General features: G+C 67.3%; 12 protein-coding genes. 3 read left to right on the top strand and 9 right to left on the bottom strand.

Annotated elements, in window-relative coordinates; translation table 11 throughout:
• Positions 1–138 precede the first annotated feature (138 nt).
• Entirely contained in the window at positions 139–567 is a 429-nt protein-coding gene (locus ABNQ38_RS37070) for a VOC family protein (RefSeq protein WP_377811930.1), read from the top strand.
• 31 nt (positions 568–598) lie between these two features.
• Here the strand turns inward: ABNQ38_RS37070 and ABNQ38_RS37065 are convergent, their stop codons facing one another.
• The gene (locus ABNQ38_RS37065; RefSeq protein ID WP_377811929.1) at positions 599–1,522 is read right to left on the bottom strand and encodes a LysR family transcriptional regulator; all 924 of its coding nucleotides are present in this window, start codon (positions 1,520–1,522) and stop codon (positions 599–601) included.
• A gap of 134 nt (positions 1,523–1,656) precedes the next feature.
• On the opposite strand from ABNQ38_RS37065, the gene ABNQ38_RS37060 reads away from it, so the two are divergent.
• Positions 1,657–2,370, top strand: a complete 714-nt coding sequence (locus ABNQ38_RS37060) for an SDR family NAD(P)-dependent oxidoreductase (RefSeq protein ID WP_377811928.1) — start codon at positions 1,657–1,659, stop codon at positions 2,368–2,370.
• A gap of 13 nt (positions 2,371–2,383) precedes the next feature.
• On the opposite strand, the gene ABNQ38_RS37055 is transcribed toward ABNQ38_RS37060, so the two are convergent.
• Both ABNQ38_RS37055 and ABNQ38_RS37050 read right to left on the bottom strand, forming a co-directional pair.
• The gene (locus ABNQ38_RS37055) at positions 2,384–3,925 is read right to left on the bottom strand and encodes an ABC transporter ATP-binding protein (protein WP_377811927.1); all 1,542 of its coding nucleotides are present in this window, start codon (positions 3,923–3,925) and stop codon (positions 2,384–2,386) included.
• A gap of 14 nt (positions 3,926–3,939) precedes the next feature.
• Positions 3,940–4,935 carry a BMP family protein gene (locus ABNQ38_RS37050; RefSeq protein ID WP_377811926.1) on the bottom strand — a complete coding sequence of 332 codons (996 nt, stop codon included), beginning with the start codon at positions 4,933–4,935 and terminating at the stop codon, positions 3,940–3,942.
• A 206-nt stretch (positions 4,936–5,141) separates the two neighbouring features.
• Here ABNQ38_RS37050 and ABNQ38_RS37045 point away from each other — a divergent pair, with 206 nt between their 5' ends.
• Positions 5,142–5,795 carry a LysE family translocator gene (locus ABNQ38_RS37045; protein WP_377811925.1) on the top strand — a complete coding sequence of 218 codons (654 nt, stop codon included), beginning with the start codon at positions 5,142–5,144 and terminating at the stop codon, positions 5,793–5,795.
• A 21-nt stretch (positions 5,796–5,816) separates the two neighbouring features.
• Here ABNQ38_RS37045 and ABNQ38_RS37040 read toward each other — a convergent pair whose 3' ends face one another.
• The 6 genes from ABNQ38_RS37040 to ABNQ38_RS37015 form a co-directional block, all read right to left on the bottom strand.
• A complete protein-coding gene (locus tag ABNQ38_RS37040; protein WP_377811946.1) occupies positions 5,817–6,440 on the bottom strand; it encodes a DedA family protein in 624 nt (207 codons plus the stop codon).
• 561 nt (positions 6,441–7,001) lie between these two features.
• The gene (locus ABNQ38_RS37035; protein WP_377811924.1) at positions 7,002–7,814 is read right to left on the bottom strand and encodes an IclR family transcriptional regulator; all 813 of its coding nucleotides are present in this window, start codon (positions 7,812–7,814) and stop codon (positions 7,002–7,004) included.
• A gap of 126 nt (positions 7,815–7,940) precedes the next feature.
• Positions 7,941–9,353 carry a sigma-54-dependent Fis family transcriptional regulator gene (locus tag ABNQ38_RS37030; protein ID WP_247873269.1) on the bottom strand — a complete coding sequence of 471 codons (1,413 nt, stop codon included), beginning with the start codon at positions 9,351–9,353 and terminating at the stop codon, positions 7,941–7,943.
• A 405-nt stretch (positions 9,354–9,758) separates the two neighbouring features.
• Positions 9,759–10,733 (bottom strand): branched-chain amino acid ABC transporter permease, encoded by a 975-nt coding sequence (locus ABNQ38_RS37025; RefSeq protein ID WP_377811923.1) that lies wholly within the window; start codon positions 10,731–10,733, stop codon positions 9,759–9,761.
• 3 nt (positions 10,734–10,736) lie between these two features.
• Positions 10,737–11,624: a branched-chain amino acid ABC transporter permease gene (locus tag ABNQ38_RS37020; RefSeq protein WP_376965767.1), complete on the bottom strand. Its 888-nt coding sequence runs from the start codon at positions 11,622–11,624 to the stop codon at positions 10,737–10,739.
• 147 nt (positions 11,625–11,771) lie between these two features.
• Complete coding sequence (locus ABNQ38_RS37015) at positions 11,772–12,992, bottom strand: ABC transporter substrate-binding protein (RefSeq protein WP_377811922.1); 1,221 nt, start codon at positions 12,990–12,992, stop codon at positions 11,772–11,774.
• Positions 12,993–13,150 lie beyond the last annotated feature (158 nt).

The following is a 13,150-nucleotide window of genomic DNA, read 5'->3' as shown; positions in this document are numbered from 1 at the left end:
CATAAATCTCTGCCCGAGAACTCGTTTGTCAAGTGTGTCGGGATACGCTCTGCTTGGGGCACAAACAGCCCCCTGGCAGCCCCCCGGCAGCCACACTGGCAGCTCACCGCCACCCGGTCGCGAAAGGCCAACCCTCCGATGACGACGCTGACGCCCTTCCACATCGCCTTCCCGGTCGACGATCTGGCCGCCGCCCGCCATTTCTACGGCACCGTCCTGGGCTGCCCGGAGGGGCGCAGCAGCGACGAGTGGATCGACTTCGACCTGTTCGGCCATCAGATCGTCGCCCATTTGAAGCCGTGCGACCCCAGCGCCGCCCCGGCCCACCACAACCCGGTGGACGGCCACGACGTGCCGGTCCCGCATTTCGGCGTCGTGCTGCAACCCGCCGACTGGGACGCCTTCGCCGAGAAGCTGAAGGCCGCCGGCATCAAGTTCGTGATCGAGCCCTACACCCGCTTCAAGGGTCAGGTCGGCGAGCAGTCCACCATGTTCTTCCTCGACCCCGCCGGCAACGCGCTGGAGTTCAAGGCCTTCGCCGACATGTCGAAGCTGTTCGCGAAGTAACCGATTCAAGGATACGGGCGGCGGGCCGTCTTCACGGATAGGCCCGCCGGCACACCGCCGCGATGGTCTCGCGGAGCCAGCGGTGGGCCGGGTCCGCTTGCAGGCGCGGATGCCAGATGGCGGAGATGGCGAAGTCCGCCGTCCGGACCGGCAGTTCGAAACTCTCCAATCCCTGGGCAACGGCTTGACCAGCGGTCAGCCCGTTGCCCAGGCAGGAGCGTGGGATCGCCGCGATCAGGTCCGACCCGGCAGCGACCCGCATCGCGTCGGGGTAGCGCGGAACGACCAGCGGCACGCTGCGGCTAAGCCCCAGTTCCGCCAGCGCGTCGTCGACCGGTCCATGGAACTCGCCCCGGCGCGACGCGGCGACCTGGCCGCAGGCGGCATAGCGTTCCGGAGTCACCACGCCGTCCGCGAGCAGCGGATGCCCGCTACGAGCGACCCCGACCAGCCTGTCGCGGAACAGGAGCTGCGTCAGCAACTCCGGGGCCGAGGTGCCGAGCACGCCGATCTCCAGGTCGATCCGCCCGTCCCGCAGCGGCTCCGCCTCCTTGTCGGGCTTCGGCACGAACCGCAGGCGCACATGCGGCGCGGCATCCGCCACCGCAACCATCACCGGCGCCGCCATCAGCTCCACGAACCCCTCGCCGGCCCGGATGGTGAAGGTGCGATGGAGCGACGCAAGCTCCAGCCGCCCGCCGGCAGGCCGAAGGACCGCCTGCACGTCGCGGCAGAGCGCATGGACATGCACGGAAATCTCCTCGGCATAGGGCGTCGGGACAAGGCCCCGGCCGGCCTGGACCAGCAGCGGGTCGCCCGTCACCCGGCGCAGCCGCGCGAGCGTCCGGCTCATGGCGGACGGGCTCAGGCCCAGACGGCGGGCCGCACCCGTCACGCTGCGCTCGGTCAGCAGCGCGTCCAGCGGCAGGAGAAGGTTCAAGTCGATGGGCTGCATCGGCGCAGGATAACCGGGAGGGCAGCCGACGCATAGCGCCGGGCGCAATCGATCTTTGCATCCTGTGCGTCTGGTGCAAGGCCGGGGCTCCGGACATATGGAGCATGGACATCGACAGCAGGAGCCACAATCCCATGCAGCATCTCCCCACCGACTCCCATCGCAGCATTCTTCTGGTCGGCGCGTCGCGCGGCCTCGGCCATGCCATGGCGGAGGAATTCCTGAAGAAGGGCTGGAGCGTTCTCGGTACGGTGCGCGGTCCCAATCGCACCGAACTGCACGATCTGGCCGACGCCCATCCCGGCCGGGTCGAAATCGAAAGCCTGGACATCTGCATGCCCGACCAACTGGCCGCGCTGCGCGACAGGCTGGCGGGCAGAACGTTCGACATGCTGTTCGTCAATGCCGGAACCGCCAACCGCGACCCGTCCCAGACCATCGGCGAGGTCTCGACCGACGAGTTCATCCACGTCATGACGACCAACGCCCTCGGACCGATGCGCGTCATCGAAAGCCTGGAGCGCAACGTTACCGCTGCCGGGCTGATCGGCGTGATGTCTTCCGGACAGGGAAGCATCGCCAACAACCTGTCCGGCCAGCGCGAGCTTTATCGCGGCAGCAAGGCGGCGCTGAACATGTTCATGCGCAGTTTCGCGGCGCGTCAGGCCAGCACCGGCCGTCCGCTGGCGGTGATGGCGCCGGGCTGGATCCGGACAGCACTCGGCGGTGCCGATGCGCCGCTGTCCATCGAGGACAGCATTCCGAAGCTGGTCGATGTGCTGCTCGCCAAGCAGGAGAGGCTCGGCCTGGAGTATCTCGACTATCAGGGGCGGACAGTTCCCTGGTGAGGGAGGATAGCCCTCACCCGCCCGCCATCATCAGCCCCAGCGTCTTCTCGTCCGCCCGGTCCGGCATCACCTCGCCGACGATGTGACCGTCGAACATCACGACGATGCGGTCGGCGAGCGCGCGGATCTCGTCCAGCTCGACCGACACCAGCAGGATCGCCTTGCCCTGGTCGCGCAGGGCCACCAGCCGGCGGTGGATGAACTCGATGGCGCCGATGTCGACGCCGCGGGTGGGCTGGCCGACCAGCAGCAGGTCGGGGTTCCGCTCGATCTCGCGGGCCAGCACGATCTTCTGCTGGTTGCCGCCGGAGAAGTTGGCCGCCGCCAGCGACCCGTCGCGCGGCCGGGTGTCGTACTCCTCCATCCGGCGGGCACAGCTCTCCGCCACCGCGTCGCGGTCCAGCAGAACCCGGCCGTTCCAGGCCGGATCGTCCTGGAATCCCAGGATCGAGCATTCCTCCGCGGAGAAGCTGGTGACCAACCCGACCTTCTGCCGGTCCTCCGGCACATGCCCGACGCCCAGGCCGCGCAGCGCGCGGGCGTTGAAGCGGTCGGGCCGGCCGGCCAGCTCCTCCCCGCGCAGGCGGACGGAGCCGCCGGCGATGGGCCGCATGCCGGCCAGCGCCTCCAGGAGTTCGGACTGGCCGTTGCCGGACACGCCGGCGATGCCGACGATCTCACCGGCCCGCACCGACAGCCCGACACCCTTCACCCGCTCCACGCCGGAAGGATCGCGCACCCGCAACCCCTCGACCCGCAGCACCTCCGCGCCCGGGTGGGCCGGCGTCTTGTCGACCCGCAGCAGAACCTTGCGGCCGACCATCAGCTCGGCCAGCTGCTCCCGGCTGGTGTCGCGGGTGGCGACGTTGGCGACCACCTGCCCGCGCCGCATCACCGTGACGTTGTCGGTCAGCTCCATGATCTCACGGAGCTTGTGGGTGATGATGATGACCGTCTTGCCCTGCTGGCGCAGCGCCCGCAGGATGCGGAACAGATGGTCGGCCTCCTGCGGGGTCAGCACCCCGGTGGGCTCGTCCAAAATCAGGATGTCGGCGCCGCGGTAGAGCGCCTTCAGGATCTCGACCCGCTGCTGGGCGCCGACCGGCAGGTCGCCGACCGGGCTGTCGAGATCGACCTCCAGCCCGTAATCGCGGGCCAGCCGGGTCAGTTCGGTCCTGGCACGGGCGAGCCCCCCCGCCAGGGTGACGCCGCCTTCCGCCCCCAGCAGCACATTTTCCAGCACGCTGAAGGGGTCCACCAGCATGAAATGCTGATGGACCATGCCGATGCCGGCGGCCAGAGCGTCGCGCGGGGTCCGGATGGCGGCAGGATTGCCGTTCACCCGGATTTCCCCGCTGTCGGCGCGCAGATAGCCGTAGACGATGCTCATGATCGTCGACTTGCCGGCGCCGTTCTCGCCGATCACCCCATGGATGGTGCCGGCCGGGACCGACAGCGACACGTCGCGGTTGGCATGGTTGGTGCCGAACCACTTGTTGATCGCCACCGTCTCCAGGGCGATTGGCCCGTTTTTCCGGGCACGACCTTCAGTCATCGAAGCATCCGGGCTCAGGGCTGGTACGGCTTGACCGCCAGCGAGCCCGCGATGATCTGCTTCTTCGCCTCTTCCAGCTTCGCTTCCATCTCCGGCGCGATCAGCTTGCGGTTGTTGTCGTCCAGCGCATAGCCGACGCCATCCTCCTTCAGCCCGACGACGCGATGGCCGGCCTTCCAGCTGCCGTCCTTCGCCGACTTCATGCAGTCGTAGACGACGACGTCCACCCGCTTGACCATCGAGGTCAGGACCTTGCCGGGATGGACATGGTTCTGGTTGCTGTCGACGCCGATGGACAGCTTGCCGGCATCGGCAGCCGCCTGCAGCACGCCGAGACCGGTGGCGCCCGCCGCGGCGAAGACCACGTCGGCCCCGCGCGAGAACTGGCTCTTGGCCAGCTCGGCGCCGCGGCCGGGATCGTTCCAGGCGGCCGGCGTGGTGCCGGTCATGTTGACGAACACCTCGTCGGCGGCCGCGACATGTTTCACTCCCTGCTCGTAGCCGGTCAGGAAGTTGCGGATCAGCGGGATGTCCATGCCGCCGATGAAGCCGACCTTGCCGGACTTCGACGCCAGCGCCGCCGCCATGCCGACCAGGAAGGATCCCTCCTCCTCCTTGAAGGTCACGGACTGGACGTTGGGGGCGTCCAGCTTGTCGTCGATCAGGCAGAACTTGGTCTTGGGCGATTCCTTCGCCACCTTGTCCACCGCCGCAGTCTGCGAGAAGCCGACGGCGACGATGACCGAGGCGCCGCGGCGCACCAGCGTGCGCATGGCCTGCTCGCGCTGGCCCTCGTTGGTGATCTCGAACTCGCGGTAGGCGGTGCCGGTTTCCTTCTTGAACCGCTCGGCGCCGTTATAGGCGGCCTCGTTGAAGGACTTGTCGAACTTGCCGCCCTGGTCGAACACCACGGCCGGCGAGAAATCGTCGGCCAGCGCCGGAGCGCCGCCGACGACTCCAGCTCCGGCCGCGGTCACCGCCAGCATGGCTGCAAGAATACGCGTCTTCATGTCCCACCCACTCCCGACTGCGGAAACTTGACCCAAAGGATAACCGCGCCATGATTTCACACAACAGGGAAAGCGGACGAAACAACGGAGCGAATCGGATCGCCCCCGGTTGACGACGGGGGCTGGGGCGTTTATCACCCCCGCCGATAGTCGTTGCGACGAACTGGCGACGAACACGGTCGAAGAAATTCGGGAGGCGACGCTCGGTGGACGAAGTCTGGGTGCTCTTGCAGGGAATCGTTCTCGGATTCGCCATCGCCGCACCCGTCGGACCGATCGGTCTGCTGTGCATCCGCCGCACCCTGCAGCATGGGCCCCTGATGGGCTTCTTCACCGGGTTCGGCGCCGCGGTGGCCGACACCATCTATGGCGCCATCGCCGCCTTCGGCGTGTCGGCGGCGCTCAGCTTCCTGCGCGGGCACGAGATCGCCTTCCAACTCGTCGGCGGCATCTTCCTGCTGGTGGTGGCGGTCCGCACCTTCCGCCAGCATCCCGACGCGGACGAGCGGGAGGCGGCGGCAGCCCCCGACAGCAAATCCTGGTTCACCGGCTTCATGACCGGCCTGTCGCTGACCCTGACCAACCCGGCGACCATCATGGCCTTCATCGCCATCTTCGCCGGTTTCGGACTGGGCGGCACGCTGAACCGGCTGGAGGCGTCGACCCTGGTGCTGGGTGTCTTCATCGGCTCGTCGCTGTGGTGGATGACGCTGTCGATGGGGGTGGCCGCCGTGCGCCACCGCATCTCCGACCGCGGCCTGACCATGCTGAACCACTGCACCGGCGTGGCGCTGGGCCTGTTCGGCCTGTGGGCGCTGGGCATGGCCGCCACCGGCATCGTCGGGATGGCGACGGCCTGATCGCCGTTCGGCGCCCGGCCCTCAGCCAGCGGACGGAGTGACGCCCGGCGCCTCCGCGGCAGCACCGCCCTTGCGCAGCAGATGCAGGTGCTTTGACAGCCGCCACAGGTACAGCCCGACCAGCACCACCAGCAGCCCGACGGTGAAATAGCCGACCAGCCGGTGGGCGAAGGGCCAAGTGGACAGCATATAGCCGGTCCAGGCCAGCAGCAGCGTCCACAGCACCGATCCGATGCCGGACGCCAGCGAATAGTTCAGGATCGACATCTTGCAGGCGCCGGCCGGGATCGAGATCAGCGTCCGCACCCCCGGCACCGGCTGCGAGAACAGCACGGCCAGCCCGCCGCGCTTGGCGAACCAGTCGGTGCTCTGCCGCACCTTCTTCGGGTTGATGGTCAGCCAGGGGCCGTATTTCTTCAAAAAGGCCTCCAGCCGGTCGCGTCCCATCAGCCGGCTCGGCAGGAACCACACCAGCTGTCCGGCCAGCGAGCCGAGCCCGCCGGCGACGGCGACCCCAACCAGCGTGAACTCGCCGGTCGCCGCCCCGATCCCGGCCAGTGGGATCACCGACTCGGCGGGGATCGGCGGGAAGACCCGCGCCAACGCCACCAGAAAGAAAATCCCGACATAGTGGAGGTTATGCATCACCTGCACCAGCCAATCCGTCAAGCCGCCTGTCAAACCACGTCTCCCCTGCCGGAATCCAGCCGCATCCTGAAAACGGCCTGCCGTTAAGAAGAGTTCCCGACCGCAAAGCAGGCGTCAGCAAGGGCGCCGACGAGGCAGGCACCTCGTCGAACGAGGTGCTGTCCGCCGCCTCGCTGCCGTCTCAGGAGGCAGGGCGCCTGCGCAGCGAGGTGGACGGCTTCCTGTTGCGGGTCGGGGCGGCCTGACGGGGCGCACCGGAGGCTGGAAGGCTGGAACCGGAGGACCAGACCCCGGAAGGACGGAGACGGCGGGGCGTTGGATTGAACGTGCCCGCACATCCCCGAAATCTCCGCCCTCCCGGGGGGCCGGCCACCCTTGGCACCGAATGGGTAGCCGGCCGGAACAGGACACTCCGGATCGGAAATCCTGCCTGGAACGATTCAAAGAATGGCGATAAACACCTGATCCGTCCAATCGATTTTTCAGGATAACCCAATAGAGAAAACCGATTGGTGCGGGTCGGGGCGGCGGTTTCCCGGTCCCTCACCCCCTGGTTCCTCACCCGTTGAACAGGGTCGCGTCGATCCGCCGGACCATCGCCACCAGCCGCGGTGCGAACTCCTCTTCCAGCCTCTTCAGATCGACCATGAAGGCCGGCCCGCCGCAGTTGAAGGCCAGCACCTGCGAGCCGTCGCGCGGCACGAAGGGGACGCCGACGGCATGGACCTCCGACTTCCAGGCGCCGATGGAGCGGCAATAGCCGCGCGTCCGGTAATCCTCGATGGCCTGGAGGATGCCGTCGCGAATCTCCGGCCAGCGTTCCCCCTCATGCTCCTCCAGCTTCGCCATCAGCGGCGCGCGTTCCGCCTCCGGCAGGGCGGCCAGATAGGCGCGGCCCATGCCGGTGGTCGACAGCTTAATGTGGGAGCCGACATCCAGCGACAGGGTGATCGGGCCGGTGGCCTTGCAGCATTCCAGATAGATCATGCTCAGCCGGTCGCGCCCACCCAGCGCCACCGCCAGCCCGGTCTGGTCGGCCAGCTCCTGCATCAGCGGGCGGGCGACCTGCCGGATGCCCATGCCCGACAGGCTGGCATAGCCGAGCGCCAGCACCGAGGTGCCGAGCCGGTACTTGCCGGTGTTCTGGTCATAGGAGAGGTATCCCAGCTTGGCCAGCGTGTAGGTCAGCCGCGACACCGTCGGCTTGGGCAGGCCGGTGCGCTGCGCCAGCTCCAGATTGCCCAGCATCGATTCGTTGCGGCGGAAGGCGCGCAGCAGTTCCAGCCCGCGGGCGAGTGCGGTGACAAAGCGCGGATCCTTCTCGTCCTCCGCCAGATCGTCGGCGACCAGAGCCTCTTCCCGCCTGCGCATGCCCGTACCCTCCCGCAAACCAGTGCGGGACGATCCTGACAGTGGGGGGCCGACACGTCAATGAAACAGCGTTCCGCAGTACGAAATTTACTCTGCAAGATTCACTGCGGCCAACCTGTGCCGGCGCTATTGGGTCGCCCCCAGCCCCAGCGTCACCATGCGTTCGTACAGCGACGCCCGCGAAATGCCCAGCAGCTTCGCCGCCCGCGCCTTGACGCCGTTCGCTTCCTCCAGCGCCGCGGCGATGGCGTGGCGCTCGGCGGCGTGCAGCACCTCCTGCAACGGCCGCGCGCCTGCCGCCAGTGGCAGGGCGGAGGCGCCGGCCGGATGCTGGCCGGGCAGCACGCTGCGGATGTGCGGTGCGGTCAGGATCGGCGCGTCGGTCAACGCCACCACCCGCTCCAGCGTGTTGTAAAGCTCGCGCACATTGCCGGGCCAGTCATAGTCGCGCAGCACCTGCACCGCCGATTCCAGCAGTTCGCGCGGCGGCGTGCCCTGCTGGATCGCCAGCTGTTCCAGGATGCGGTCGGCGATGCTCTCGATGTCCTCCGGCCGGTCGCGCAGCGGCGGCAGGGTGATCGGCACCACGTTCAGCCGGTAATAGAGGTCGGCGCGGAACTGCTTCTCGCGCACCAGGGCATGCAGGTCGCGGCTGGTGGCGGCGATGATGCGGACATCGACCCGCACCACCTTGTTGGAGCCGAGCGGCTCGATCTCGCGCTCCTGCAACACGCGCAGAAGCTTGGCCTGCACCGGCAGCGGCATGTCGCCGATCTCGTCCAGGAACAGGGTGCCGCCGTTGGCGAGCTGGAACTTGCCGTCGCGGTGGCGGCGGTCGGCGCCGGTGAAGGCGCCGGGGGCGACGCCGAAGAACTCCGCTTCCAGCAGGGTTTCCGGAATGGCGGCGACATTGACGCCAACGAAGGGCTTGGACGCCCGTGGGCTGGCGGAATGGATGGCCTGGGCCAGCAGCTCCTTGCCCGTCCCGGTTTCACCCAGCAGCAGGACGGTCGAATCCATCTGGGCGGCGCGGCGGCCCAGCCGCTTGATCTCGCGGATCGATTCGCTGGCGCCCAGGAACTGCGAGAAGGAGTATTTGGCGCGGCGCTCATGCGCCAGCTCCTGCTGGGTGCGGGCCAGCTCCTCTTGCATCTTCTCGTATTTGCGGACCAGCGGGCGGAGATATTCGGCGCGGTCGAACAGCACGAAGCCGATGGCACCGATGATCGAGCCGTCGGTGCCGAACAGCGGCATCCGCGTCACCACGAAGGACCGGTCGTCGAATTCCATGATGTCCAGCGGCTGCGGCTGGCCGCTGTCGATCACCCGGCGCAGCTGGCTGTTGGGGATGACGTCCTCCACCTGCCGGCCGCGCGGATCGCCGGGAACGCCCAGCAGCGCCTTGTACTTCTCATCCATCCAGGCGATGCGGCCGGCGTGGTCGACGGCGACGGCGCCGACGCACATGGATTCCAGATGTTCGAACAGGGAGTGGACCGCCCGCTGGCGCAGCGCTTCGAAATCCACGGTGTCGCCCACGTCACCCTCCCAAACGGGACCGATCTTCGTCGTCCCGGTGTCGAGGCCCCTTGCGATGCCCGCTTTGGGGTCTGCTGCGTTGCAGCGCAATTTGCCAACAATATCAGAGGTCAACATAGTAGCCCATCCGTCGGATTAAAGGGAAGGCGCACAGGATCGGGCGGGTGCGCGCGGTCATCCGCACCCGTTCATCAGACCAGACCTTTACGGAACGGCTCGCAGGCGCTCTTTTTAAAAAGGCAACCCGGACCTGTTCTCTACATCTTCCGCCATACCCCTTCGTGGTTTCGGGATTTTCAACTCACGCGGGAGAGGGGCGGGTGATGGGATGAGGAAAAAGAGGGGGACCTTTCGGTCCCCCCTGGGGGAGTTCTGTCGGGAGTTCCGCGGAAACGGCGGGCGGAGTCAGTGCCCCCGCTTCGGCAGGCGGGCCAGCAGCTCGCCGACGATGCCGCGGCGGAAGAGCAGCACGCAGACGACGAAGATGCAGCCGATCACCACCGGCACCGGCAGGCTGGTGGAGGCGAGATAGCTTTCCAGCGTCACCACCAGCCCGGCGCCGACCACCGGCCCGAACAGCGTGCCCATGCCGCCCAGCAGCGTCATCAGCACCACCTCGCCAGACATCTGCCACGTCACGTCGGTCAGGCTGGCGAGCTGAAACACCAGCGCCTTGGTGCCGCCGGCAAGCCCTGCCAGCGAGGCCGACAGCACGAAGGCCACCAGCTTGTAGCGGTCGGTGCGGTAGCCGAGCGACACCGCACGCGGCTCGTTCTCGCGGATCGCCTTCAGCACCTGCCCGAAGGGCGAATGCACCGTGCGCCAGATCAGGGCGAAACCGGCGACGAAGATGGCCAGCACGGTGTAGTACATGGTCAGCGGCTGGCTGAGGTCGAACAGCCCGAACAGGGTGCCGCGCGGCACGCCCTGGATGCCGTCCTCGCCATGGGTGAAGGGAAGCTGGAGCGCCAGGAAGAACACCATCTGGCTCAGCGCCAGCGTGATCATGGCGAAATAGATGCCCTGGCGGCGGATGGCGATCAGCCCGAAGACCAGACCCATCAGGCCGGCGACCGCGGTGGCGGCGATCAGCCCGAATTCCGGCGCCCAGCCCCAGACCTTCACCACATGCGCGGCGATGTAGGCGGCCCCGCCGAAGAAGGCGGCATGGCCGAAGCTAAGCAAGCCGGCGAAGCCGATCAGCAGGTTAAAGGCGCAGGCGAACAGCGCGAAGCACAGCACCTTCATCAGGAAGACGGGATAGAGCACGAAGGGTGCGGCGACGGCGATCAGCAGCAGGACGGCGGCGATCACCGCCGTTCCGGCGCCGCGGGCAGGGCCGCGCAGGGCGACGTGGGTGGAATTGCTGGCGACGCTCATGGATCAGCGCTCCCGTCCGAAGAGGCCCGCGGGCTTGATGAGAAGAACGATCGCCATCACGACGAACACGACGATGTTGGAGGCCTCCGGATAGAAGACCTTGGTCAGCCCCTCCAGCAACCCCAGCCCCAGGCCGGTGACGATGGCGCCCAGGATCGAGCCCATGCCGCCGATCACCACCACGGCGAAAACGATGATGATCAGGTTGGTCCCCATCAGCGGCGACACCTGATAGATCGGCGCCGCCAGCACCCCGGCCAGACCGGCCAGCGCCACGCCGAAACCGTAGGTCAGCGACACCATCACCGGCACGTTGATGCCGAAGGCCTGCACCAGCGTCGGGTTCTCCGTCGCCGCCCGCAGATAGGCCCCCAGCTTGGTCCGCTCGATGGCGAACCAGGTGCCGAAGCAGACGGTGAGGGAGGCGACGACGACCCAGGCGCGGTAGTTGGGCAGGAACATGAAGCCCAGATTCTGCCCGCCCTTCAGCGCGTCGGGGATCGGATAGGGCTGGCCCGACACGCCGTACTGGTGGCGGAACGCCCCTTCCAGAATCAGCGCCAGCCCGAAGGTCAGCAGCAGGCCGTAGAGATGGTCGAGCTTGTAGAGCCGCGACAGCATCGACTTTTCCAGCGCGATGCCGAGCAGCCCGACCACCAGCGGCGCCACGATAAGCGCCCCCCAGTATCCGATCCCGGCATAGGTCAGCAGCAGCCACGCCACGAAGGCGCCGACCATGTAGAGCGCGCCGTGGGCGAAGTTGATGACGTTCAACATGCCGAAGATCACCGCCAGCCCGAGGCTGAGCAGCGCATAGAAGGAACCATTGATCAGTCCGAGCAGAAGCTGCCCGAACAACACTTGGGGCGGAACACCCAGCAGGCTGAACATCTCCGCGTCTCTCCCGGTTCGTGGTTGTTGTTTTTTGGGGTTGTTGTTTTTTGTTTTGGCTTGGGTGGTCATCGATTGCCGTCCTCCGGCCCCACCCAATGGGCGGGCGGGACCGGAGGACTGCCTAACGCATCACTTCACCACCGCTCACTTCACCAGAGGGCAGCCGCTCTGCTTCGGGTCCATGAAGGCGGTGTCGGCCGGGATGGTCTTGACGATCTTGTAATAGTCCCAGGCCCCCTTCGATTCGGCCGGGGTCTTCACCTGGGCCAGATACATGTCGTGGAACATGCGGCCGTTGGCGGCGATCTTGCCCTTCTTGGCGAACATGTCCTCGACCGGCATCTCGCGCATCTTGGCGGACACCTTGTCGGCGTCGTCGGTCTTCGCCGCCTCGACCGCCTTCAGGTAATGCTTCACCGCGGAATAGACGCCGGCCTGCACCATGGTCGGCTTCTTGCCGGCCTTGGCCTCGAACTTCTTCGACCACTCGCGGGTCTGGTCGTCCAGATCCCAATAGAAGCCTTCGGTGAACATCAGCCCCTGCGCCGATTGCAGGCCCAGCGCATGCACGTCGGAGATGAACATCAGCAGGCCGGCCAAGCTCTGGCCCGACTGGGTGATGCCGAATTCCGCGGCCTGCTTGACCGCATTGACGGTATCGCCGCCGGCATTCGCCAGCCCGATGACGTCGGCGCCCGAGCCTTGCGCCTGCAGCAGGAAGGACGAGAAGTCCGACGTGCCGAGCGGATGGCGCACCGAGCCGGAGATGGTGCCGCCGAGCGACTTCACCATCTTGGTGGTCTCCTCCTCCAGCGACTGGCCAAAGGCATAGTCGGCGGTCACGAAGAACCACTTCTTCTTGCCCTGCTCGTACAGCGCCCGGCCGGTGCCGGCAGCCATGGCGTAGTTGTCGTAGGTCCACTGGAAGCCGTAGGGGCTGCACTGCGCCCCGCTCAGCGCGGTGGCGCCCGGACCGGACATCAGGAAGATGCGCTTCTTGTCCTTGGTGATGCCCTGCACCGCCAGAGCGGCGGCGGAGTTCGGCACGTCGGCGATGACGTCGACGCCGCCGGTGTCGACCCACTCGCGCGCCTTCGAGGCGGCGATGTCGGCCTTGTTCTGGTGGTCGGCGACGATGATTTCCACGGGCACGCCGGCGACCTTGTTGCCGAACTCCTCCGCCGCTATCCGCGCGGCGATGGCGGAGCCTTCGCCGGCCAGATCGGCGTAGATGCCGGAACGGTCGTTCAGCACGCCGATGCGGATGACGTTGTCCGACACCTGGGCGGAAGCCGGGGACGCAATCGAGATCGCAGTCCCGGCGAGCGTCAGCAGGGCGGTGCCGGCGAGAAGAAGCGTGCGCATCGGAAGGTCTCTCCCTCTTGGTTCTTGTTGTCGGCCGGGTCCCGTCGTGGGTCCCTCTGCCGTGCCTGGAGCAGGCAATCGGGCACGGATCCGGCGGTTCGCCGCCCCGCCCTTCGATGGGGTCGGGACGGCGTTCGCGCCGGCGATGTCGGGGGCTG

The sequence above is a fragment of the Azospirillum sp. A29 genome, from assembly GCF_042604625.1.
Classification (GTDB): domain Bacteria; phylum Pseudomonadota; class Alphaproteobacteria; order Azospirillales; family Azospirillaceae; genus Azospirillum; species Azospirillum palustre.
The sequence above is the reverse complement of the archived record's forward strand: the minus strand, read 5'-3'. Positions and strand labels throughout refer to the sequence as shown.